Origin of the sequence: Sulfurospirillum arcachonense DSM 9755 (assembly GCF_000597725.1) — a bacterium.
Taxonomy (GTDB): domain Bacteria; phylum Campylobacterota; class Campylobacteria; order Campylobacterales; family Sulfurospirillaceae; genus Sulfurospirillum_A; species Sulfurospirillum_A arcachonense.
The window spans coordinates 272497-296261 of record NZ_JFBL01000001.1; the positions used below are offsets into that span (position 1 = coordinate 272497).

Here is a 23765-nt window from a genome sequence, read left to right on the forward strand (position 1 = left end):
GTTTTGATAAACACGAGAAACATGTTTGTATTTACATTTGTATGTATCATAGCAACCTATCTTTTTATGTTTGGTCAAGAAAAAACAGTTCAAATGCTCACAAAGGAATATTTGTTATATTTAGCACTTATTCCTCTTGTAAGCGCATTTGTTTTTTTTAAAGTCAAACTAAAAGGTTTTGAAATCATAGATTTTCTTCCAAACAATCAATTTTCTTTAAAATCAAGTGTAGTTTTTTTCCTTGTTTTTCAAGTTGTCGATTATTATTATGAAGATGGTTTTATAGGTATGATTTCACAATGGTTTTTATATTGGATATATGGTATTATTGCTTTACTTCTTATGCAAGTGATTAATTACTATAAAAATTACAAAATGATACGTTTATAAAGGCAAACAAATATGACTGATGAGCATCCAAACAACCCACTTCATGGGATAAAACTACAACAAATAGTGGAAGATTTAGAAGAAAAATACGGTTGGGAAGAGTTAGATAAACGCATGAAAATGAACTGTTTTCACTCTAACCCCTCTGTAAAATCTACTCTCAAGTTTCTTAGACGTACTGAGTGGGCAAGAGAAAAAATAGAAAACCTTTGGTTAAGAACTTTTAAAAACTAACTTATAACAAGTTCTCTTGTTAGCCTTTTTTTAAAGCCAAAACTTCATCTATAGTATCAAAAGAGTATTTTTGGTACTCCTTACTTTTAGAGATAATTGTATAAACAGCCATACGATCAGCCAACTCATTACCTTCAAGTCCAGCATGACCTTTTACATGTGTGATTTTTATCTTAGTTTTTAACTCTTCAAAAAGAGCATGTGCTTGTTGAATAACTTCAAGATTTTTAATCTCTCCACCTTTTTTCTTCCAGCCTTTTGCCTTCCAACCATAAGCCCAATTTGTTATACACTCTATACTATACTTTGAGTCCGAACAAATCTCTATTGTATTAGGACAATTTACACTTGAAGCGATACTCATTGCTTTATAAAGTGCATTTAATTCTGCTGTATTATTTGTTCCCTCTTCTTCATAATCACCATATATTAAAGTTGGCTTTTCTTTTCCTTCATATATAGCAAGTCCACTTCCTGCATTTCCAGGATTTCCCGAACATGCTCCATCACAATAAATCTTCAAATTTTCTCTATTTACCACTATTTACCTCATATTTTGCGAGCTTTTGGATAAGCTCTCTTGTTTCTTGTTCATCAAAAAACATATTTCTATGTAATTCTCCTGCAAATACTTTTAAAAGTGCTGTTTTCTTTTGAACTAACGTATCTTTATCGTTAAGATAATTCGATAACTCAGAATCCATTGTTCTTTTATACTCTTCATATATCTCACCTTGTTTTTGCTCTTTTGACTTTGGTTGCGATTTTAAATTTGACTTAAAAATAAGATATAAAAAACCTAACATGATAAGAATGATAATATATTCCACAATTTTCCTTTTATTAGCATAGCCGTATTGTATCAAATTGTTACAAAATATAAATAATAATTATTCATGTTTTTATGCATAAATTCTCCAATAAAGCGTCTATATAGTCATTTTTACTATTTTTGATAAAACTCCTACGTATATTTGTCAGTTTCGTGCTAGGCTTGATTGATAATATAACTTAACAAATATATTACTTAAGGAGTAACAATGAAAAAAACTGATTTACTGAGAAAATCAGCAAAAATCTTAGGAGGAGCTGCATTAGCTTGTGGAATGCTTGTAAGTTCAAGTTTAGCAGCAGACAAGTTCCCTACTAAACCAATTAACTTAGTTGTTGGATTTGGTATTGGTGGTAGTGCTGATAGAATGTCACGTTCTATGTCTTCATTCCTTTCTGATACACTTGATGAGCGTGTAAAAGTAATCAACAAAAAAGGTGCTGGTACTCAAATAGCAGCAAATTATGTTCTTAGAAAACCAGCAGATGGTTATACTGTATTTGCTTCAACATTTACACCATACTTAGCAAACACTATTCTAACTGGTGGTGCTAAATATAAAATTGAAGATTTTGATTATATGAATATCCAGTGGTATGATTATGACCTAATCGCAGTAAATAGTAAAACTCCATATAAATCTTTAAAAGAAATTTTAGAGACAATCAAAAATGAACCTAAAAAAATCAAAGCAGCAGTTCTTCAAGGCTCAGGTGGTCACCTTCTTTTAAAAATGTTATTAGAAAAACATGGTATTCCTAGTGAAAACTTAAATCTTGTAACATACCAAAGTGGTGGAAAAGCTCGTGCAGCAGTTGCTGGTGGTCAAGTTGATTTGATTGCTATTAGTGCTGAAGGTAGTGAAAGTATTCGTGAGTTCTTAACTCCTCTTGCTATTTTTAAAGAAGAGCGTCATCCAAAATGGGACGTACCAACAGTAAATGAAGCAGTAAAAGAGTTAGGTTACCAACTTCCTTTCTTTAATGGTTCTATGAGAGGTTTTGCTGTAAGTGCAAAAATGAAAAAAGAGCACCCTGCAAGATATGCAACTTTAGTAGATGCGATTAAAAAAACATTAGCTAAAAAAGATGTTCAAAAGTTTTTGAAAAAAAGTAAAATTGGTGGAACATGGACTGGTCCAGAAAAATCAAATGCAATCTTAAAAGAGTCATTTGCAGTTTATAAAAAATATGGTTATTTACTGAAAAAATAACAATCAAGGTTTGGAGATTTTATGGGAAACTTAAGTCTAGATAAACGCGTCAATTTTGGCGTTCTTTTAGCTGTTACTTTTTTTATACTATGGTATTTATATGATGCATACAAAGCATTAGCAAGTATAGAAAATTTGATATTAATAGGACCTATTGCTATTGTGACATTAGGTTTATGTGCTGCAGAATTCATTAGATATTTGCGTGAAGATGAAAAAACAGATAGCAAAAAGGAGAGCATCAGAGATGTTCTCCCTGCTATGGTCATTTTTTCAGGTTATATTCTTTCATTAGAATATTTAGGTTTTGATATAGGAACAACTCTTTTTACTGCAATCTTTTTAAAAGTGCATGGTGAAAAAAATTGGAAATTGATTGTAATTTATAGTTTACTATTTGGTTTTTTAGTTCCTTATTTCTTTTCACAGATGTTGCCTTATCCAATGCCAATGTCTATCTTACCAACTGATTATTAAGGAGCACATATGAATCCATTAGATTTAATAGATTTTGGAGCTGCTAGTGATGCTCTTACTCTACTCTTTTCAGAACCTTCTTACTGGTTGGTTGTATTTCCTGGTATCTTGATTGGTCTTGTTTTTGGAGCAACTCCTGGACTACAAATATCAATGGCAATGGCTATTTTTATGCCTATGACTCTATATATGGACTTTTTACAAGCTATGCTATTTTTAACGGCTATATTTACGGGTGGTTCATTTGGTGGTGGTGTTCCTGCAATTTTGATGAATATTCCGGGAACTTCTTCGTGTATAGCTACAGCCTTTGATGGTTACCCTATGGCAAAACAAGGTAAACATAATGAAGCTTTAGGTATCGCTCTTGGTGCTTCTACTTTTGGTGTTTTTCTTGGTTATATTATGCTTTTCATGCTTATCAAACCTCTTTCAGTCATGGTACTGAAAATTGGTCCTGCTGAAATGTTTATCGTAATCCTTTGGGGTATTACTCTTATAGCAAGTCTTAGAGGAACTCATATCCTAAAAGGTTTAATTGCTGGTTTTGTAGGACTTCTTATAGGTACTATTGGATTTAACGAAGAAGGAACACTAAGAGGAACTTTAGGCAACGAATATCTTCTAGATGGTGTACCTGTTGTTCCAGCTATGATGGGTATGTTTGCTGCAAGTGAACTTTTTAGACTTGTTAAAACAAACTACTTAGTTGAAGATGAAGGTCAGAGAAAAGTAAGGTTAACTTCTATCATGAAAGGTTTTCGTAGTGCCTTTAAACATCCTGTTATTTTGATAAGAGGAAGTATTATAGGTATTTTTATTGGAGCAGTTCCAGGTGTTGGCTCATCTGTTTCAAACCTCATTTCATATATGGAAACAAAAAGAAGAGATAAAGATCCAGAAAGTTTTGGAAAAGGTAATCCAAAAGGAATCGTAGCTTCAGAGTCCGCAAACTCAACAAGTGAAGCGGGTTCAATGGCAACACTTTTAGCACTTGGAATTCCTGGTGGTGGAGCAACTGCTGTTATGCTTGCTGCATTTGCTATGCATAATATCACAGGTGGTCCTCAATTTATCCGTGAACAGATGGATGTTGTTTATGCTATTATTTTTGCTAACTTTGGACAGGTATTTTTACTTATTATATTAGGTATTTTATGTATTCCTCTTTTAGCTTCTGTTGTAAAAATCAAAATGACTTATTTGATTCCTTCAGTTCTAGCTTTAGCAACTTTAGGTTCATTTGGACTTACAGGGAACCTATCAGGTCCAGTTACAGTTTTAGTTTTTGCACTAGTAGGATGGTTCTTCAGACGTTATGATTATTCTGTTCCAGGAGCAGTTATAGGAATGCTTCTTGGTCGTATGGCTGAGAGTTCATTACTTCATTCATACCAAATAAGTGGTGGTGAATTTTCATACATATTAGAAAGACCAATTGCCCTTGTAATTTTATGTCTTATGATAGCTTCTTTATTTGGACAAACTATCATCAAAAAAATAATTCAAAAACGTAAATAAAGTATATCAATGATAAAATAGAGAAGTCTAACTTCTCTATTTTTTAAGGAAAATAATTGCTCAAAAAATCTACCCCCTTTTTCCAAGTACTGCTTTCTCTTCTATTAGGACTAGTTGGTGCAATTATTTTTATATATTTAAAACTTCCGCTACCATGGTTATTAGGTTCTATTACAGCTATGGCAATTGTTTCAAGAATACCTTTTATTCCAGTTAAAAATCCAAAGGTATTATCTCCTCCAGCGAGAACTATTTTAGGGCTGATGATAGGAAGTGCTTTCACTCCCTCTATATTTCAAAGTATAGGTCATTATGCAGTGAGTTTGATTATGATTTTACCTTTTGTATTTATCATTGCAGTGTGTGGAATTTTTTACTATTGGAAAATCTTAGGTCATGATAAAATGACAGCTTTTTTTAGCTCAATGCCCGGTGGTCTTTTAGAAATGGTTGCTATTGGTGAATCTATGGGAGCAAATGTTTATAAAATAACTCTTTTTCAATCTACAAGGTTGCTTCTTATTGTATTTTCTTTACCCTTTATTATAGAAATTGTCGGAGGCATTAGTTTAGATGGTAACAGAGTCATCTCTACCCCTATAAAAGATGTTCTTTTTACGGATATGTTTATTTTAGTTTTTATGGCAATTATTGGTGTTTTTTTAGCTAAAAAATTAAATATTTTTGCTCCATATATGATTGGTCCTATGATTGTGAGTATGATTGCACATCTTAGTGGCTGGGTCACTTCTCACCCACCTGATGAAATAATCAAATTTGTTCAAATCATCCTTGGTACTTCTGTTGGTTTTGTCTTTAGAGGGGTGCCTTTTAAAGAAATTATTACAACTATACTCAGTACTTTTGGCTACTTTTTTATTCTTATGTGTGTTTGTTCATTGTTTATATTTATAGTTTCTATTAGTACTGATTTTGATTTACTTTCTATCATCTTGGCTTTTTCTCCAGGAGGACAAGCAGAAATCAATCTTATTGCTATAGTTGTTGCTGTAAATCTACCTTATGTTGCGTTACATCATGTCTTTAGATTATTTTTAGTTATGGGCATTGCTCCACTTTTTGCAAAAAAGTTTATTAACTCTTAAAGATTATACTCACTTTTAACCCTTGTGGTTTTTTATTTTCTATCTTAACCAAAGCACGATGAAGCTCAGCTATTTGCTTTACTATACCAAGTCCTAAACCACTTCCCTCTTTTCTAGTATCTAATCTAAAAAATCTATCATATATATTTAAAAGATATTCATTTGGTATCCCATATCCTTCATCTTCAACACTCAGTATTATGGCGTCATCTTTTTGCAATAAAGACAAAGTTATTGTGCCTATTGGTTTCTTATCTTCATCTATAGCATATTTTATGGCATTATCTATTAGATTACTTAAAAGTTCCTGTAAGACGATAGGTCCCCCATTTATCCATATATTTTCACTCACTTCATAAGCAAATTCAAAACCATTTTCATGGATAAAAGGAACTTTTTCCTTTGCAACTTTTTGACACAATTCGCTTAAATTTAGAGGTTTAAACCAATCCCTATCAAAAGCATCTGGATTTGTTTTAGCCGCGAGTAATAACTGTTGTGTAGTATGAGCCATACCATCTATGATATTTAAATATTGGTTTTTGTTGGGACTACTTTTTAAAAGCTTGTCAGTTTCAATAAGTACTTTAAGTTCGCAAAGTGGTGTTCTTAACTGATGAGAAACATCTGCATTAAAGTTTTCTACATGCAAAAAACTGTTTTTTAGTTTTATAAAAAGATTATTTATACTTTTAATCAAAGAGTCCACTTCTTGAGGGACCTCTTCTTCTATAGGTGTTAAATCATGTATATCTCTTTGTTTTATAAAATATTGTAAATTCACTAAAGGTTCAATACCTTTTTTTACTGCAAAAATAGATGCTATGATGGCTATAAAAACTATCAAAAAAGTTATACCAATAGTGATTAAAAGAATTTCATTAATAAGTGCTCTTCTCTCTTCTAATGTTTCAGCGACTATAATTGTTGCATTATATACTTTTGTATTTCTATACATCTCATATTTGACATACAAAGCACGTACTTCTTGATCTGCATACATTGTATTATAAAACATTCTTTCTTTCGTTGTATGAGGTTTTGGTATATCTTCATGTCCTACTAAACGTCTTTTATTTCCATCTTCTACACTAAAAAAAACACTTCCTTCTCCTCCACTCGTTTGAATATCTATACCAAAATGAGGCAAAGCAAATCTTAAAACACCATCTTTTACATAAAGTCTCTCTTCCATCCCTTTTTCCGCAACTAAAAGTGCATTATCAAAATGTTGATTGACATTTCTACTTAATAAGAAAAAGATAATCAAAAAAGCTAAAAAACTTACTAAACCAAGAGGGATTGTAAGCCATGTTAAAAGTCGTGAATGTATTGATTTAATTTTCATAAATGAATTTGATTGAGTATATAACCTAGCCCACGAACTGTTTTTAAGGAGACCTCATCTCCCAATTTTTTACGAAGCCTTGATATATATGTTTCTATTGTAGTTGGGCTAATATCATCATCAAATGAAGCAATATGTTCTACTATATTTTCTTTACTTACAACTTTATTGATATTGACTAAAAGATATTCAAAAACACTTAGCTCTCGACTACTTAACTCTACTCTTTTTCCATTTTTTGTAAGAGTCCTTGAACTACTATCAAACTCTAAAGAATTGAGTTTTATAAGCTCTTGTCCATTTTGAAGCAGTCGCCTAAAAAGTGCATTCACTCTTGCAACAACTTCATCAAGTGCAAATGGTTTACAAATATAGTCATCAGCTCCACTTTCAAGCCCAAGTATTTTTTGATCTAGCTGATCTCTAGCAGAAATTATAAGAACAAGTATTTTTTTCTGATTAGCACGAAGTTTTTTTAGTATATCAATTCCATCTATTCCAGGAAGTCCTAAATCTAAGATAAGTAAATCATATTGTTGATACTCTAAAACACTATCTCCATCAGCCCCATCACAAAAAACATCAACAGCATACCCTGCCGCAGTTAATTTACCGCTAAGTCCTGATGATAATATCTGATTGTCTTCAAGTATCAAAACCCTCAATAATAATCCTTTAATTTGAAAAGATTATTATAGCATATCTAATTGTGCTAAAAACCAAGTAAGTCCTAACAAGTCTGCACTTCCACCAGCCGATAAATTTTTTTCTATCATGACTTCATCAAACTCATTTAGGCAATCTTCAAGTAAAGATATATCTTTTACATGTAAAAGTTTTTTAGCTTCTTTTTGAACAAATCGAAGCCCTTCTAATCCACCTCTTGCAAAAAGAGTACTATCTTCTGTTATACTCATTAATAAAAGAAGTGTTAATTTAAGAGCTATATCTTCACCATATTTATTTTGCTGTTCTAGAAAAAAAGGCAAAGATTTTTCAAAAATAGTTGGATAACCTCTACTAGCTTCTCCTCTTATTCCTTCACTTTTTGTTTGAGCATAAAACCTTTCTCCATGAGTCTTTACATGTAAAGCTTTTTCTAAATCATTTTGAACTAAATCTTTACATATATATTTTATCTCACCTCTTAAAGTTTTTAAACATGTATATCCTACACTTCCTAATGCACCACAAATAACAGCTAAAGAAAAAATCATCCCTTTATGCGTATTGATTCCATTGGTTGTCAAAAACATCGCTTTTTCACACTCTATTCCAATTTTACGTAAACCATCAAAATCATTTCCACATTTATAAAACTCATCTATAAAAGGTTTAATAGCCTCAGCACTATTATAAAAGGTTTGTATATTCATGTCTTTATGAGAACCATTATTTCCTTTATCAACGAGACCTGGTTTTGGAGTAAGTTCTACTTCTTTGATTAAAGCATTATAAGCTAATTTTGTAATCATCTACTGTTTTACTTATAAAATCTAATAATTGGGTGATTGAATGTTTTTGACTTCTTGCACACTCTTTTGCATTAGTATCACAAATATAACATTTTCTTGGAACTTTTCTTGAAAGTATTTTTTTGTGTTCATCTATAACATCTATGTCCATAAAACGGCCTAAGGGATGTGTTTCTTCAATTTTACATGTAAGAAGTTTTAGTTTTTGTGCATCTGTTTTAAAACTAAATAAAGCCTCACATCCAGTCTGTTTACATATAAGATTTTTATCTATCTCTTGAAGTCCCAATAAGTCTATCTCTTTTAAAGCAACTCCATAAATAAACTGTGCATCAGGGCTTAGCTTATCCGCCCCTGGAATATTTATAGTGAGACTTAGAACAGGGGAATTATAACGTTCTATGAATTCCCACTGTTTTTTTTGTCTTAGTTCTCTATTTTCAAGAACTCTATTTAGCCAGTTGTTTAACTTCATCTAAAACAGAGCCATCTCTATATCTAATTTGTGCTACAACCTTATCTGTATACTCTATATCTTTTGGTTTACCACAAAGTTGGATTGCTCTTTCATATAACTCATTTATATCTACTATAGTAAGACCTGCTTTTATAAGTTTTTCTTTTAGTTCAGTGTTTCTTGGGTGAACGGCAATTCCTTGATCTGTCACGACAACATCAACACTTCCACCAGGAGTTACAATTGTATTTACTTTTTTTGTAATTGTTGGAATTCTACCACGAGTCAGTGGTGCTACAATGATAGAAAGTTTTGCTTCAGCTGCTGTGTCACTATGACCTCCACTAGCCCCTCTTAAAATACCTTTTGAACCAGTTATTACATTTACATTAAAATCGGTATCAATTTCAAGTGCACTTAAAACAACCACATCAAGTTGCTTGATTGCTGCACCTTTTGAGCCAAAATTTGCATACTCATTTGCACTTATTTCTATGTGATTTGGGTTTTCTCCTAAAGATTTTGCTGCAAATTCATCAAAACTTTGCACATCTAAAAGAGTTTTAATGAGACCACGTTTAAGCATATATACCATTGTTCCAGTAATTCCACCTAAACCAAAACTAGCAGTTATCCCTTTTTCTTCCATTTTTTCACTAAGAAAAAGTGTAGTTGCTAAAGATGCTCCACCGGTACCTGTTTGAATACTAAAACCTTCTTTAAATAATCCAGAATTTTCTATAACACGAGCTGTTCTTCTAGCAAGTAGTAACTCTTTTGGATTAGTTGTCATTCTTGTAGCTCCCTCACCTATTTGGCTAGGATCTCCTACTTCATCAACCATAACAATAGAATCTACTTGATCTTGAGAAATAGATGCTGGCAAATTTGGATATGGTTCCATTGTTTCACTTAAAGCTATAACATATTTTGCATACTGTGCATCACTCATAGCATACCCTAAAGAACCGCATTTTGAACGTCCTTTATATCCACTTGCATTTCCATATTTGTCAATACAAGGAACACCGATAAAAGCCACATCTACACTTAGTTCACCACTTTGTAAAAGCTGAACTCTTCCACCATGAGAATGTATTTGAACAGGATTTTTCATAATACCACTGGAAATAGCTTCTCCAAGTTTACTTCTAAGACCTGAAGTATATAACTGTGTAACTACTCCTGATTCAATATGCTCAATAATTTCATCATGTACAGAGGCAAGTGAACTTGAAGCTACTGTCAAATCTTTAAATCCCATTTTAGCTATAACACTTAAAACAGCATTTAAAACCCTATCTCCGCCACGAAATGCATGATGAAAAGATATAGTCATACCATCTTTTAATCCAGATTTTTTAACTGCCTCTTCAATACTAGAAAGTATTTTTGAATTTCTATCTTCTAAATTTATATTTTTACTAATTCCCGCAAAAGCTTTTTTTGTATTTTCCATTTTATTCCCTTATCATTCCAGAAGCAACTGCTAACTCTAATGTCCATTTCGCTCGTGCAATAATTGGAGCATCTACCATACGACCATCAAGAGAAACAACACCTAACCCTTTTTCTTCTGCTTCTTTTGCAGCTTCAATAACTTCAAGTGACCAATCAACATCTGTTTGAGAAGGAGCATATGCATCATGCAAAACTGAAATTTGATTTGGGTTGACTAAAGATTTACCGTCAAATCCTAATCCTTTCACATATTTTACTTCTGCTAAAAATCCTTCTTTATCCTTGACATCAGAAAAAACAGAATCAAAAGCATGAATTTTAGCTGCACGAGCCGCAAGTAAAATTTGAGAACGAGCTGCCATAAGCTCAGATCCCTGTTTTGTTCTTTGAGTATGTAAATCTCTTACAAAATCTTCAGCACCTAATGCTATTCCCATGAGCCTATCACTACATCTTGCAATATTAACTGCATTAACGACACCTTCAGCGCTTTCTATTGCTGCTAGAAGTTGTGTCTTTTTTGTTCTGCCAATTTTTTCTTCTATTTTTTCTATTGCATCTTGCATATTTAAAACATCTTCAACTGTATCAGTTTTTGGAAGTCTTACTATATCTGTTCCTGCTCTTACAACAGCTTCTAAATCAAGTAACCCATAAGGACTATCAAGTGGATTAACACGAACAGCTGTTTCTACGTTTTTATATACAAAATGTTGCAATGCATGAAAAACCATAAGTCTTGCAGAATCTTTTTCGCTTAGAGCGACTGAATCTTCTAAATCAAACATAACAGTATCAGGCTTATAAATAAAAGCATTACAAACCATAGACGTATTAGAACCTGGAACAAAAAGCATACTTCTTCTTAATTTCATGATAGTTCCTCCCATACAGGTTCATTTGATTCACATGCTCTTAGAATTGCTGCTTGTAATCTTGCTTTTATAACAAAATCCAGAGCGCCTTTATCTTGTACTTTTACTAAAATATTATTTATTTTCATCTCTTTTAAAGTTTGTACAACTAACTCTTCTATAGCTTCGCCATAGATTTCTTCAACACTACTTTCAAGAATTAACTTGATTTCATTTTCTTGTATTGGACTTACATGTATATAAGCATCACTAGATTCTAGAGTACCTGCATAAGCACTTTTTTTCAATATATTCATAAAATTCCCTATATCCTTTTCACTAAAAAATCAAATGTAGTTGGAGGTACTATATTTGACAACTCATCATACTTCTTATCTTTTAATAAAGCTCTAACACTTGAGGCTGATATTGCTTTATCTTTATACTCTTTTCTTTCAATTTCTATAACTTCTATATTGTTTGATTTTGGATTACTCTCTCCTAAAACTTTTTTCATATTCTGATTATAATTATTAGTTACCGTACAATAAGGCTCAGTTCCCACAAATCTATGGGTGATATTTAGCGAAGGTGCTATTTGGTTTCTAAAGATACTTAAATCAAGTTTGGCATGAAGCTCATTTATAGAACACTTATCTTTGATAAAATAAGTCGGAAATGTAGCCTTTGAAATAATATAATCAGAACCCTCGTGAATAGTTATATTTTCTATATCAGCCAAACCTTTTTGAATAAGATTTATTCTATCTTTAAATGAAAAGTCACTTGCATCTTCTCTTACTACAAATATATGAAGATGATCAGACTTTTTAGCTGCCTCTTCTACGAGGTAACGATGCCCTAAAGTAAAAGGATTTGCATTCATTACTATACTTCCTATTACATTTCCATCTTTTTTTAGCCGAGATAAATTATTTTTGTATTTTTTTAAGTTTTTACTATTTTCCATCAAAATTATTTTTGAATCGCACTCTTCAATGAGTTGAAAACCACACTCTTCAAAAAATGCTATGTTTTTTGGGGTACTATAAATAAAAAGTTCTTTTCTTCCTCTATCATTTGCAGCATTTAAAAGTTCAGTCATAACTGAAAGTACAAAACCCTCACCTCTTTTTTCAGGAGAAACAGCAATACACTTTAAAACATTACCAGAGAGTCCACCACACGCTATCATTTTACTTTTTTCTTTAGCAGATACAAACACTTCAATATCAGGAGACAATTCTAATTCAACAGAGTTCAAAAAAGCTTCAACTTTTTTTACTCTAATTTTACTAGTGTTATCAAACTGGGAAAAACTTATTGATGAATTCATATATTAAAACTCCATGATTTCGCGAATTATAGCACGTTATACTTGCATATAACTTACAAAATTCTTAAGGTGATTTAAAGGTGATTTTTATTACTTTTAGCTTTTATATTATTTTAATGTTAGAAGTTTTATAAAATGAAAATATATAGAGAGAGTTTTAAAGTTTTTTACAAACAATATCACCAAGATTTGCTCCAATTTCACGAGCAACGACTTGGCACTTTACTTTTAATAAAAAATATAAAGGAAAGCCACTTTTGTCCCCAAGGCATTCATAGTTTCCCATACCTTTAGATATAATACAATCTGCACTATTAAATAATTCTAATGAATCTTGTGAAGCTAAATCAAGTGCATATCCTGGAGTTGGGACACCACTATCTACAAGTATAGCTACATCATCAAGACCAGATTTTTTAGCATGAGAAATTGTTAAATCATTTATAATAGGATTGCCTCTTACAAAATAATACACTTTTATATCAGGAAATAACTCTTTTATAGTTTCAATACAAATTTTATCAAAAACTTCTTCTCCTGCATTATCTGCTAAATAAACTAAAGTTTTTGTAGTTTGAAGTTTTTCTTTTAAAAGTTCAAAATCATTTATATCAAAATCTCTTTGAAAAATCTTTGCTATTTCATCTTCAAGGTCAAACATAACTTCAGCAGCTAAATCAATTACATTTCCAGCGATTGCTGCTTTAATAGCACCTTCTAATTTATCAGGCATCATATTAATTGCATCTTTACATGTAGAAACAAATTTTAAAGCACTTAAACTTGCTTCATCTTTCATATCAGCATACAAGTCTGATAATTCTAAAAATTTTGCTATTTCTTCATACATAGGTGTGGCATTATGTGGAGGAGTATTATTAAAATCAAAATTTTCTATATGCTGATTTGCTATTTTTGATATATGTATTGCTTGAGTTTTGTTGACTTGTAAGTAATCAGATACTCGAGTTGACTGGTTGTAGATGCACTCCAAACACTCTTTTTCTATTTTCATTTATGAGTTTCCTTTTTACAAAGCAAAGCCTTGCAAAAATCCTTTCACTAAAGCTATATTATTCGTAATAAAATTTTAGAGAAGGGAAAGCGGCTCTTAGAACCGCTTAAAAATTATTTCTTTTTTAATTCTTTAATTCTTGCAGCTTTACCACGTAAACCACGTAGGTAAAATAATTTAGAACGTCTAACACGTCCTTTTCTTAATACAGTAATGTTTTCAATACTATCACTATAAATTGGAAAAATTCTTTCAACGCCAACAGAGTTAGCACCGATTTTTCTTACCATAAATGTTTCACCAGTACCTTCACCACGTCTAGCTATACATATACCTTCAAAATTTTGAATACGTTGCTTATCGCCTTCTTTAATTAATACTGCTACTCTTAAAGTATCACCAGCTCTAAAATCTGGAATATTTTTATCTGCTACTTGAGCTTTTTCAAAAGACTCAATATATTTATTTCTCATAGGGTTTATCCTTTTTGATTTCAACGTCTCGCATCACTGCGGGAAAAGAGGTCTGGTCTGAAGTATTTTGTCTTCAATTTTGCCATCTCGTTTTTTAAGTTGGATATTTTACCGTGATTTCCCTTTAAAAACTCTGAGGGAATAGATTTATTTTCAAAAATCGTAGGTTTTGTAAATGAAGGTGCTTCTAAAAGCTTGTTTTCAAAACTTTCTTCTTCTAAAGAATCTTCATTTCCTAAAACGCCACTGATATTTCTACTAATGGCATCACTCATCACAGTACTTGCCAACTCACCACCAGTTAAAACATAATCACCAATTGAAAAAATTTCATCAGCGTATGTTTCAACAACTCTTTCGTCTATTCCTTCATATCTTCCGTTTACAAATACAATATGTTCTTTTTTAGCAAGTCTTTTTGCATCAACTTGTACAAAAGGTTTCCCCGCAGGAGCAGGAAAAATAAAATAAGCATTAGGATTTTTACTCTTAATATCTTTAAGAGTATCAAACAGTGGTTGGGCATTTAACAAAAGTCCTGCACCACCTCCAGCTTGATAATCATCCACTTTATTGTGTTTGTTCTTCGTATAATCTCTTGGATTATAAAAATCTATGCTCAATAAGTTTTTTTCAATCGCTTTTTTAAGTATAGAATCTTCAAAATATGGGGAAATTAAATTCTCAAAAAGTGTAACATAAGTAAATTTCATTAGGAGTTCTCTAACAGCTCTAATCCATCTTTTACTACTACTACTTTTTCATCTTTATTAGCTTCTAATACATATCTATCAATATATGGAATATAAAAAGTTTTTGAAAGATTCTTTTTTAAAAGATTTTCATCTGTTTTAATAATCATATAATCTGTACTTCCAATTCGCTCTATTTCAGTAACTACACCCAAAACATTCTCATTTTCTTTTACACTACAACCAATGATATCAAACCAAAATAATTCATTATTATTAAGTTCACAATCTTCTAATGTAGCTTCTAAAGAAGTCAATAAAAACGAGTTTACTAAAACACTTGCAGAATCTCTACTTTCATATCCTTTAAAAAGAACTAATCCTCTTTTTTCATTGTATGAAAGTATTTCTAAAGTTATATTTTTTTGCGTAATAAAAGTTTTTCCAGCTTTAAACTGCTCAGGAAAATCACTATGCAAATGTAGTTTTAACTCGCCACGCAAACCTACAAGTCGCCCAATCTGAGCGACCTCTATAGGAGATGATTTTTTACTCATCGTTTGCTTTTACAGTTACTCTATAAGACTTACCGTCTTTAGCTTTACAACCTGAGATAAGAGTCTTTAAAGAATTTATCATTTTTCCATCTTTACCAATAAGTTTACCTGTGTCAACTTTATCAGCATAAATAGTTACTTCGCAAAAAGTATCATCAACATCATTTTTTTCTACTCTTACTAACTCAGGATTATCTACTACAAGTTTTGCAAACTCTTCGAGAAATTTTTCTATCATGATTATTTAGCAGTTATCTTTGCTACTCTATCACTAAGTTTTGCTCCAACACTTTTCCAGTAAGCAAGTCTCTCATCATCTACTTTAAGTTCTACTGGTTGTGTCATTGGGTTATAATAACCTATTGATTCAATCCAACCACCATCTCTTCTTTTTCTACTATCTGTAACTACGATTCTGTAAAAAGGTTTTTTCTTTCTACCCATTCTTGTTAATCTAACAACTGTCATATCATTCCTTTTGTTTTGTACATTGTTTTATTTAATTTGAGTAAAACCCAAATTAATTTAGTTCATAATTTCCATTTTGTTGTAAATAATTTTTTGAAAGGGATATAAGCAGAATAAATTTAATAAGTTTATTGTGCCTCTATAAACGCTTCAAAGCGCTATTTACAGCTTACAATCACAGAGGGATTATTTCGTAAGCCAAAACGATGTGGGATTATATCAAAAAACCCCTTAAATGTAAAGCTATAATAGAGATCATTGCTAATACTTTAAACTTTTGCAAAAAGTTTAGCCTTGACTCCCATCTGCTATCTAGGGATTCCACCTTGTTTTGCTTGGGCCATCATATTTTGTAAATCTTGCATTCCCTTTTTACCGGAAAATTTCTTTGCCATCTTTGAGGCATTTTTAAACTGTTTTAAAAATTTATTTACATCCATATTTGACAAACCTGCACCTTCTGCTATTCTTCTTTTTCTTGTATTATTTAACAATGAAGGCATTTCACGTTCTTTTTTAGTCATAGAGCCTATCATAGCCTTAATTCTTTTCATCTCAACAGAATTCTCTAAATCAACATCTTTTAGTTGTCCTGCCATACTTGAAAGTCCTGGAATCATTCCTATTAAGGATTTCATGCTTCCCAATTTTTTCATCTGCTCCATTTGTTCTAAAAAGTCATTAAAGTTAAATTCACCCTTTTTAATCTTTTTATTGAGTGCTTTAGCTTGTTTTTCATTAATAATAGCGCTAGTTTTTTCAGCAAGAGTTTCTAAATCACCCTCACCCATAAGACGATTTACAATACGATCTGGAACAAATAGCTCTAAATCTGCTACTTTTTCACCTGTTCCTATAAAACGAAGTGGTACATTTATCTGTTTCGCAATTCCTAAAGCAACACCACCTTTACTGTCACCATCATATTTACTAAGAACTACACCACTAATACCAATTTTATCATGAAAAGTACCCGCACTTCTTATAGCATCTTGCCCTGTCATAGAGTCAGCTACATAAAAAACTTCATCTGGTTCTATTACTGATCTTACTTCAGTCAATTCTTGCATAAGCTCTTCATCTATCGCTAAACGACCTGCAGTATCTACTAAAAGCACATCATAAAGACCATCTTTTGCTTTTTTTACTGCTGCCTTTGCAATTTTTACAGGATTTTGTTCTTTATCATCAAAATATAAATCTAATTCATTTTGCTCGCAAAGTTGTTTTAGTTGTTCAACCGCAGCTAATCTTTGTAAATCACACGCTGCTATGAGAACTTTTTTTTGTCTTAATTTTAAATAATTTGCAAGTTTTACTGTTGTAGTTGTTTTACCACTACCTTGAAGTCCAGCCATCAATACCCTAGTAGGTGCTTGAGAAGCATAAACAAATCCTTGATTTCCTGGAGCTGTTAGTGTCTGTGTTAAGTTATCTTTCAAAGAACGAAGAAAATTTACTTGTCCAATTCCCGCTACTTTTGTTTCAGTCTCTACTACTTTAAGTAAATCTTTTACTACTTTATGATGAACATCCGCTTTTAAAAGAGATTTTTTAAGTGTATCAAGAGCCTTTTTTAAAGACTTCTCATCGTCTGCAAATCTTATCTTGTTGACAGCTGTTTTGAATGAATCAGTTAAAACCTCGAACAAATCTTTTCCTTGTTTATACATGTAAATTTTAGCAATATTGCCCCATTAAAGGAATGCAATAATACTAAAAAATTGCTTTAGCCTAGATAAACTTTATATATACATCTTTCTAACTTGATTAACATTTGGTTAAAATAAATATCTTATACTTTTAAAATCAAATTAAAAATTTATAGGATATATAATGACTTCGTTTAAGAAAAAAGATTTAGCAACCTCCATAACTACATTTACTTTTTTAATAATTTCTATAACAGGTGTAATGATGTTTTTTCATGTACTAGACCAATACACAAAAGAGATGCATGAAATATTGGGATTAGCTTTTGTTCTGTTTGCTTTATTTCATATTTTCTTTAATTGGAAAAGTATGAAAAACTATTTTAAAAAGAAATCATTTCTACTCTCAGCAATCTTAACATTGGTTATAACAGTTGGGTTTATTAGTAATGTAGGAAATAAAGGTGGTGAACATCCATCCAAAATGGTAATTAGTGCTGTATTTAATGCTCCTTTAAATGATGCAATAACAATTTTAGGTAAAGATGTTCAATTGGTAAATCAAAAATTAGAAAAATCAGGGATTTTATTAGAAGATGCAAACTCTATTTTAGAAATTTCAAAAAAGAACCATACATCTCCATATAAAATTGTTCAAATAATTTCAAAATAAAAGCTATTCAAAGCGTTCTAAAAAGAACGCTTTATCCCATATTCATGATTTTTGCAAATTCTCCTGGCTCTTTACTTTCAAAACTGTATCCAAGTAATGCTATTTTATGTGCATGTAACATAACCCTTTTGTAAGGTCTTGCACCATATTGGGTATCTCCTACAATAGGCATTTTTATACTTTTCAAGTGTGCTCTTATTTGATGAGTCCTTCCTGTTTCAATAGTTACTTTTACTTTAGAAATTTTTCCTTCAAGCATAAGTGGTTCGACATGAGTAATAGCATCTTTACCTTCACTAGCAATTTTACTAAATAAAGAACTTCCTTTTTTAATTGTAATAATAGGATCATCTATCGTCACTGCTTCTACACATTTACCTTGAACTACAGCTATGTACTCTTTTTCTACTTCTCTTTTTCTAAAAGCTTGTACCGCTTCTTCATGAAATGCATCATCTTTCGTAAAAAGTAATACACCACTTGTTTCTTTATCAAGTCTATGTAAAAGTGTAAATTCTGCATAGTTTCTGGCAACTTCTTCTGTTGTCATAAATGCTGGTTTATCCACTGCTATGATTTTTTTATCTTGAAATATAATCTTTGGTTTTGCTATTTTTTCTATTTTAAAATTTGCTTTTGAACTTATTTCTCCACGAGCCACTGTAACTTTTTTTCCACCACTATATACTACACCACGATCTATCAAATCTTTTGCAGCACGATTTGAAATTCCTTCTTGTACTGCCAATAATTTATATGCTTTTTCGTTCACTTTATTTCTCCTTTTTTTGGAAGTGAATTCCAAAAAAATTCCTCTCACTCGGTGCTTGCTCTCTCTTTGAGAAAGCTATGCCTTATGCGAGAAATCTTTCTATTTATTTTTTATCTCTTTTATAAGAAAATTTATATTCCCTACATGTAAAACTTTTGAAGCTTGAAGCCCATCAAAGTTTATATCTTTAAGCTCATCTATTGAGCATACTTTTATATTTTCTACTAAAGAAAAAAGTGCCTTTTGATTAAATGTATATGGTCCACTTATTATCTTTTTTCCAAAAAAAGCAGGTTCGAGTGGATTATGTCCACCTATCCCGTCTATAAAAGAACCACATAAAATAACAATATCGCTTATAGCAAGTAAATTAACTAACTCACCCATCTTATCACAAAGCACTACATTTTTATTTAAATCATCACCTACACTCAATTTAGAGTAAGTTAATTTTTTTTCTTTCGTAAAATGTTGTAATAGCTTATCGACACTGGCAAACCTCTCAGGATGTCTAGGAACTACTATTAACATTTCATCATCTTTGAGTTTCAAGTTTTCACATATCATCTGCTCTTCAGACTCATGAGAACTTGCAACCACTATTACTTTTTTTCTTGGTTTAATATACTCTTTTGTAACCACTGGTTTTGAAAAGGTTTTTATATTTCCATTTACTTTTACTTTTTTTGCACCTAACTCTTCTAATCTTTCTTTATCAATACCACTTTGTGCAAAAACTTCATCAATACTTCCAAAAATCCACTTATAAAACCAAGAAAACTTTTTATACGAATTATACGAATTATCTGAAACCCTTGCATTTATCAAAATAGTTTTTATGCCTTTGAGTTTTGAAACAATAAACAGCATAGGCCAAAGTTCAGCTTCACAAACAACTAAAGTCTTTTGTTTATTTATCCAAAAAGGTAAAAAAAGTTCAAATGGTAAAAACCTTACATGTAAACCTTCAATTTCTTTTGCAGCTTTATATCCAGTACCAGTAATCACTGATAGATTAATATTTTCTTCTTTTAACTCTTTAAAAATTGGTTTGAGCGAATTTACTTCACCTAAAGAACAGGCATGAAACCAAATTCCTTCATTCTTAAATGCACTATTGTTTTTTAAAAAAAATCTTGAGGGAATAGATATCTTGTATTTTTGTTTAAAGCAGAGAATTATCAAAACTGGTAGTGCTATAATATAAACTAGCACTACCAGCGAATAGTAAAAAAGAAGCAAATTATGCCTCAACTTCCTCTAATTCTTTATATAAAATTCTTCCACAATGAGGACATGTAACAATATCATCATGAGCTATAACTGATGCATATGTTTTATCATTAATTCTCATAAAGCAACCATAACATGCTTGCTTTTTGACTGGAACAACTGTTGTATTCCCAGCCCATTTTCTAATTTTCTCATAAAATGTTAATATTTTTTGACTCATTTCAGAAATTAATTTTTCTTTAGAGCTATAAACTGTTGATCTTTCTTTTTCAATTTCTGACATTTGTGATTCAATAGAAGTACGAATTTCTTCAGTATTTTTTTGAATTTGAGCTAACTCTTCCTTTTTCTCTTCTATATCTATATCTTTTGCTTCAATAATACTATCTAAACGTTCAATTTCTTCATTTGCAAATTCACATTGCTCTTTAGAAATCTCTTCTTCTAATTGTAAAGCTTTGATTTCTTTATCAGTCTTAACAATAGCACCTTTTTTAGAAATCTCAGTTAACTTATCTGAAAGCTCTGCTAAATGAAGCTCATTTTTACTTCTTTTCAACTTACAGTCTTTTACTTCTTCTTCATAAGCTAATATAGTTTTACTTATATCATTTTCTTTTGCTACTGCTGCTCTCAATTTTGATTCAATCTCTTTTACTCTTGGACCAAACGCATCAATTTCTTTATCAATCTTTGAAAGATTTACTAATTGCTCTAAATACTTATTCATAAGTTATTATTCCTCTTAATCATTTTATTTCACACCTTTAAAAAATAGTTTTTTTTAAAAGTTTCTCTTTCATAAGTACAAAGCTAGGCTTATATACTTCTATTTAATACTTTATTTGTATGTAAATGGGTTTTTTGAATTTGACATTATAACTTTTAATGGGAAATTAATCAAATTTTCGCTTAAACATACTGGGAAATGGGACTCACTCTCGAAGTGTCCAATGTCCAATAAACTCAAACCATTCTCTTTTGCTTCTAAAGCTTGATGATATTTGAAGTCCCCGCTTAAAAAACAATCTGCATTCACTCCACTTATCAAATCTCCTCCACTTCCCGTAGTTAAAGCACATTTTTTAATATACTCTTTGGCAACCACACTTTTAACTATCTCAAGTCCTAAAGATTCTTTTACATGTAAAGCTAATTCATCAAAAGAGCAGTCTACATTAAAATAACAAATATGACCATCACACTCTATATTTTTATAACCCAATATCTTTGTTGCTACATATTTGTTAAGATGCGTAGTATCAAAATTTGTATGCATTGCAATCAAAGATATATCTTTTTTTATCATCTTTTTTATCAAAGATGATGGGAAAATAGAAGAATCTATTTTTTTCAAACCTTTAAAAATTAAAGGATGATGAACTATAATAAGAGAGTTTTCCTCCACTTCATCAAGAAGTGAACTATCCACGTCAAGACTTAAGTAAACTCTTTGTACCTCATCATCCATCTCTCCAACTTGCAAACCACTGTTATCCCATGATTCTTGGAGTTCAAATGGACTTAGTTCATCCAAAATTTTATAGATTTGCTTCAGTTGCATCCACTACTTCTTTATATTTTACAGCACAGCCTTTAGCAAGCTCACGAATTTTTAATATATAATTTTGTCTTTGTGTAACTGAAATTGCTTTTCTTGCATCAAGAACATTGAAAGTATGAGAAGCAAGCAAACAATAATCATAAGCAGGAAGAGGAAGATCTACTTCTAAACATCTTTTACACTCTATTCTACTGTTTTCAAATTGCTCAAGCAACATTTTTGTATCTGCTATTTCAAAGTTATATTTACTAAATTCATATTCGCTTTGTTTATGCACATCACCGTATGTTGTGATACCATGCTTGTTTTCATTCCAAACTAAATCATAAACAGAATCTTTCTCTTGCAAATACATAGCAAGTCTTTCAACACCATAGGTAATTTCAACAGAAACAGGATCACAAGGAATCCCTCCAACTTGTTGAAAATATGTAAATTGAGTCACTTCCATACCATCTAACCAGACTTCCCAACCAAGTCCCCATGCACCAAGTGTTGGTGATTCCCAGTTATCTTCAACAAATCTAATATCATGTTTTTTTAAATCTAACCCCAATGCTTCTAAACTTTTAAGATATAACTCTTGGATATTATCTGGGCTTGGTTTAATTAATGCTTGAAATTGATAATAAGCACCTAAACGATTTGGATTTTCACCATATCTTCCATCCGTTGGACGGCGACTTGGAGCTACATACGCAGTTGCCCATGGTTTAGAACCTAGACTTCTTAAAAATGTAGCATTATGAAATGTACCAGCACCAGCAGGCATATCATATGGCTGAACTATTGTACAGCCTTCATCTTGCCAAAAAGTTTGTAACTTTAAAAGCATTTCACTAAATGTCAACAACTAATCATCCTTTTTTTCATTAATTTCTCATAAAATTTGAACAAGTCCAAACCTTACTCAATCACTAAAGCTTAGCCCAAAGGCTAGAAACTTTAATTTCATATTTTTCTAACCATCATCTTTTTTATAATTTTCTACAGCTTTATTCCACATAAGCTTATATTTTCTTCTTGTAAACTCTAACTCTTCTTGAGTCGTCTCAAGTTGTTTAGTTAAAGTTTCTACTATTTTTCTATCTTCATCATACAATTCTTGCATAGAGAAAAGTGCCTCTTTTAAAAAATGATTTTCACTTTTTAAAGCATCAAGAGTTTCATCTTTGGCATCCATAACTTTTTCATGCAAACCTAAAATTGTGCCTATTGTTTTTTCAACAAAATCAGCTCCAGGTAAATTTACAGCTTCAACTTCAACAATAGAATCAGATGTTTTAGACAAAGGCATCAATTCATTAGTCCCTTTTGAAGCTTCTATAAAACGTTTACCATCTTCTTCTTTTACACTCAGTTTCCCTCTTTCTATCATATCCTCAATAGTAGGAATATCCAAATGTATAAGTTTACTAAACTCTTCTATTTCTAACCAAGTTTGCATGAGTGCACCTTTCTATATTCTTACTTCTACCTCGTTTGAATCAGATTCAACTTTTTTTGCTTTTAAAATTCTATCTTCTAAAAGCTTTGCACGTAACTCTTCGTCTTCAATTGCTAAAATTTGCATTGCTAAATAAGCACTATTCATAGCTCCTGCTTTTCCAAGAGCTACAGTAGCTACAGGCATACCTGCTGGCATTTGAACAGTACTAAGCATAGCATCCATACCATCCATTGCACCACCTTTCATAGGAACACCAATAACTGGTTTTGTTGTAAGTGATGCTACAACACCTGCAAGGTGTGCTGCCATCCCAGCTGCTGCTATAAATACTTTAGCTCCTTTTTCTTCTGCCCCTTTGACATAAGTATGTGTTCTTTCAGGACTTCTGTGAGCTGAAGATATAATTAATTCATGGGCAACACCAAATTTTTCTAAAATTTTCGCTGCTTCTTGCATAATTTCATAATCACTTTTACTACCCATCAAAATTGACACAAATTTCATTCTTTACA

At 31.4% G+C, this 23765-nt stretch carries 31 protein-coding genes; 7 read left to right on the forward strand and 24 right to left on the reverse strand.

Annotated elements, in window-relative coordinates:
• The first annotated feature begins 3 nt into the window (after positions 1 to 3).
• Both K354_RS0101355 and K354_RS0101360 read left to right on the forward strand, forming a co-directional pair.
• Entirely contained in the window at positions 4 to 390 is a 387-nt protein-coding gene (locus K354_RS0101355; RefSeq protein WP_156928196.1) for a hypothetical protein, read from the forward strand.
• Between the two features lie 12 nt (positions 391 to 402).
• Positions 403 to 624 (forward strand): VF530 family protein, encoded by a 222-nt coding sequence (locus tag K354_RS0101360; protein ID WP_024953722.1) that lies wholly within the window; start codon positions 403 to 405, stop codon positions 622 to 624.
• A gap of 19 nt (positions 625 to 643) precedes the next feature.
• Here the strand turns inward: K354_RS0101360 and K354_RS13740 are convergent, their stop codons facing one another.
• Together K354_RS13740 and K354_RS0101370 are read right to left on the reverse strand one after the other, a co-directional pair.
• The gene (locus K354_RS13740) at positions 644 to 1147 is read right to left on the reverse strand and encodes a ribonuclease HI (RefSeq protein ID WP_217994594.1); all 504 of its coding nucleotides are present in this window, start codon (positions 1145 to 1147) and stop codon (positions 644 to 646) included.
• A 7-nt stretch (positions 1148 to 1154) separates the two neighbouring features.
• Entirely contained in the window at positions 1155 to 1454 is a 300-nt protein-coding gene (locus K354_RS0101370) for a hypothetical protein (RefSeq protein WP_024953723.1), read from the reverse strand.
• A 210-nt stretch (positions 1455 to 1664) separates the two neighbouring features.
• Between K354_RS0101370 and K354_RS0101375 the strand changes: the two genes are divergently transcribed.
• From K354_RS0101375 to K354_RS0101390, 4 genes are read left to right on the forward strand one after another with little or no spacing between them, the layout of a single operon-like run.
• Positions 1665 to 2669 carry a Bug family tripartite tricarboxylate transporter substrate binding protein gene (locus tag K354_RS0101375; protein ID WP_024953724.1) on the forward strand — a complete coding sequence of 335 codons (1005 nt, stop codon included), beginning with the start codon at positions 1665 to 1667 and terminating at the stop codon, positions 2667 to 2669.
• Between the two features lie 21 nt (positions 2670 to 2690).
• Positions 2691 to 3146 (forward strand): tripartite tricarboxylate transporter TctB family protein, encoded by a 456-nt coding sequence (locus K354_RS0101380; protein ID WP_024953725.1) that lies wholly within the window; start codon positions 2691 to 2693, stop codon positions 3144 to 3146.
• 9 nt (positions 3147 to 3155) lie between these two features.
• Positions 3156 to 4667 (forward strand): tripartite tricarboxylate transporter permease, encoded by a 1512-nt coding sequence (locus tag K354_RS0101385; protein WP_024953726.1) that lies wholly within the window; start codon positions 3156 to 3158, stop codon positions 4665 to 4667.
• A gap of 56 nt (positions 4668 to 4723) precedes the next feature.
• On the forward strand, positions 4724 to 5773 hold the full coding sequence (locus tag K354_RS0101390; RefSeq protein WP_024953727.1) for an AbrB family transcriptional regulator: 1050 nt from the start codon (positions 4724 to 4726) through the stop codon (positions 5771 to 5773).
• Here K354_RS0101390 and K354_RS0101395 read toward each other — a convergent pair.
• From K354_RS0101395 to ffh, 15 genes are all read right to left on the reverse strand, one after another.
• Complete coding sequence (locus K354_RS0101395; protein ID WP_024953728.1) at positions 5763 to 7121, reverse strand: sensor histidine kinase; 1359 nt, start codon at positions 7119 to 7121, stop codon at positions 5763 to 5765. The two genes, K354_RS0101390 and K354_RS0101395, sit on opposite strands and share 11 nt — an antisense overlap.
• Positions 7118 to 7786 (reverse strand): response regulator transcription factor, encoded by a 669-nt coding sequence (locus K354_RS13745; RefSeq protein ID WP_037939972.1) that lies wholly within the window; start codon positions 7784 to 7786, stop codon positions 7118 to 7120. Before K354_RS13745 ends, K354_RS0101395 begins: the two co-directional genes overlap by 4 nt.
• A gap of 27 nt (positions 7787 to 7813) precedes the next feature.
• Positions 7814 to 8596, reverse strand: a complete 783-nt coding sequence (citG, locus tag K354_RS13750; protein WP_037939975.1) for a triphosphoribosyl-dephospho-CoA synthase CitG — start codon at positions 8594 to 8596, stop codon at positions 7814 to 7816.
• Positions 8574 to 9071, reverse strand: coding sequence for a citrate lyase holo-[acyl-carrier protein] synthase (gene citX / locus K354_RS0101410; protein WP_024953729.1), 498 nt, complete (start codon positions 9069 to 9071; stop codon positions 8574 to 8576). Before citX ends, citG begins: the two co-directional genes overlap by 23 nt.
• Positions 9046 to 10512 carry a citrate lyase subunit alpha gene (gene citF / locus K354_RS0101415; RefSeq protein WP_024953730.1) on the reverse strand — a complete coding sequence of 489 codons (1467 nt, stop codon included), beginning with the start codon at positions 10510 to 10512 and terminating at the stop codon, positions 9046 to 9048. The genes citX and citF overlap by 26 nt, the downstream gene beginning before the upstream one ends.
• A gap of 1 nt (position 10513) precedes the next feature.
• Complete coding sequence (locus K354_RS0101420) at positions 10514 to 11389, reverse strand: aldolase/citrate lyase family protein (protein ID WP_037939977.1); 876 nt, start codon at positions 11387 to 11389, stop codon at positions 10514 to 10516.
• Positions 11386 to 11685 (reverse strand): citrate lyase acyl carrier protein, encoded by a 300-nt coding sequence (gene citD, locus K354_RS0101425; protein WP_024953732.1) that lies wholly within the window; start codon positions 11683 to 11685, stop codon positions 11386 to 11388. Before citD ends, K354_RS0101420 begins: the two co-directional genes overlap by 4 nt.
• A gap of 8 nt (positions 11686 to 11693) precedes the next feature.
• Positions 11694 to 12704, reverse strand: a complete 1011-nt coding sequence (gene citC, locus K354_RS0101430; protein ID WP_024953733.1) for a [citrate (pro-3S)-lyase] ligase — start codon at positions 12702 to 12704, stop codon at positions 11694 to 11696.
• Positions 12705 to 12861: 157 nt separating this feature from the next.
• The gene (locus K354_RS0101435) at positions 12862 to 13719 is read right to left on the reverse strand and encodes a damage-control phosphatase ARMT1 family protein (RefSeq protein WP_024953734.1); all 858 of its coding nucleotides are present in this window, start codon (positions 13717 to 13719) and stop codon (positions 12862 to 12864) included.
• Positions 13720 to 13832: 113 nt separating this feature from the next.
• A complete protein-coding gene (rplS, locus tag K354_RS0101440; protein ID WP_024953735.1) occupies positions 13833 to 14192 on the reverse strand; it encodes a 50S ribosomal protein L19 in 360 nt (119 codons plus the stop codon).
• Between the two features lie 20 nt (positions 14193 to 14212).
• On the reverse strand, positions 14213 to 14905 hold the full coding sequence (gene trmD, locus K354_RS0101445; protein ID WP_024953736.1) for a tRNA (guanosine(37)-N1)-methyltransferase TrmD: 693 nt from the start codon (positions 14903 to 14905) through the stop codon (positions 14213 to 14215).
• Positions 14905 to 15441 (reverse strand): ribosome maturation factor RimM, encoded by a 537-nt coding sequence (gene rimM / locus K354_RS0101450; protein ID WP_024953737.1) that lies wholly within the window; start codon positions 15439 to 15441, stop codon positions 14905 to 14907. The genes trmD and rimM overlap by 1 nt, the downstream gene beginning before the upstream one ends.
• Positions 15434 to 15679: a KH domain-containing protein gene (locus K354_RS0101455; protein ID WP_024953738.1), complete on the reverse strand. Its 246-nt coding sequence runs from the start codon at positions 15677 to 15679 to the stop codon at positions 15434 to 15436. The genes rimM and K354_RS0101455 overlap by 8 nt, the downstream gene beginning before the upstream one ends.
• 2 nt (positions 15680 to 15681) lie before the next feature.
• Entirely contained in the window at positions 15682 to 15909 is a 228-nt protein-coding gene (gene rpsP / locus K354_RS0101460) for a 30S ribosomal protein S16 (RefSeq protein WP_024953739.1), read from the reverse strand.
• 308 nt (positions 15910 to 16217) lie between these two features.
• Positions 16218 to 17561, reverse strand: a complete 1344-nt coding sequence (gene ffh, locus K354_RS0101465) for a signal recognition particle protein (RefSeq protein WP_024953740.1) — start codon at positions 17559 to 17561, stop codon at positions 16218 to 16220.
• Between the two features lie 184 nt (positions 17562 to 17745).
• Between ffh and K354_RS0101470 the strand changes: the two genes are divergently transcribed.
• A complete protein-coding gene (locus tag K354_RS0101470; protein ID WP_024953741.1) occupies positions 17746 to 18234 on the forward strand; it encodes a DUF4405 domain-containing protein in 489 nt (162 codons plus the stop codon).
• A gap of 31 nt (positions 18235 to 18265) precedes the next feature.
• On the opposite strand, the gene K354_RS0101475 is transcribed toward K354_RS0101470, so the two are convergent.
• From K354_RS0101475 to purE, 7 genes are all read right to left on the reverse strand, one after another.
• Positions 18266 to 19006: an RluA family pseudouridine synthase gene (locus K354_RS0101475; protein WP_024953742.1), complete on the reverse strand. Its 741-nt coding sequence runs from the start codon at positions 19004 to 19006 to the stop codon at positions 18266 to 18268.
• A gap of 99 nt (positions 19007 to 19105) precedes the next feature.
• Positions 19106 to 20260 carry a lipid IV(A) 3-deoxy-D-manno-octulosonic acid transferase gene (waaA, locus tag K354_RS0101480; RefSeq protein WP_051505371.1) on the reverse strand — a complete coding sequence of 385 codons (1155 nt, stop codon included), beginning with the start codon at positions 20258 to 20260 and terminating at the stop codon, positions 19106 to 19108.
• Positions 20250 to 20969, reverse strand: coding sequence for a zinc ribbon domain-containing protein (locus tag K354_RS0101485; RefSeq protein WP_024953744.1), 720 nt, complete (start codon positions 20967 to 20969; stop codon positions 20250 to 20252). Before K354_RS0101485 ends, waaA begins: the two co-directional genes overlap by 11 nt.
• A 111-nt stretch (positions 20970 to 21080) precedes the next feature.
• Positions 21081 to 21803 carry a Nif3-like dinuclear metal center hexameric protein gene (locus K354_RS0101490; protein WP_024953745.1) on the reverse strand — a complete coding sequence of 241 codons (723 nt, stop codon included), beginning with the start codon at positions 21801 to 21803 and terminating at the stop codon, positions 21081 to 21083.
• Positions 21781 to 22653 carry a glycine--tRNA ligase subunit alpha gene (gene glyQ / locus K354_RS0101495; protein ID WP_342665250.1) on the reverse strand — a complete coding sequence of 291 codons (873 nt, stop codon included), beginning with the start codon at positions 22651 to 22653 and terminating at the stop codon, positions 21781 to 21783. Before glyQ ends, K354_RS0101490 begins: the two co-directional genes overlap by 23 nt.
• A 111-nt stretch (positions 22654 to 22764) precedes the next feature.
• Positions 22765 to 23250 carry a DUF3972 domain-containing protein gene (locus K354_RS0101500; protein ID WP_024953747.1) on the reverse strand — a complete coding sequence of 162 codons (486 nt, stop codon included), beginning with the start codon at positions 23248 to 23250 and terminating at the stop codon, positions 22765 to 22767.
• A 12-nt stretch (positions 23251 to 23262) separates the two neighbouring features.
• Complete coding sequence (gene purE / locus K354_RS0101505; RefSeq protein ID WP_024953748.1) at positions 23263 to 23757, reverse strand: 5-(carboxyamino)imidazole ribonucleotide mutase; 495 nt, start codon at positions 23755 to 23757, stop codon at positions 23263 to 23265.
• Positions 23758 to 23765 lie beyond the last annotated feature (8 nt).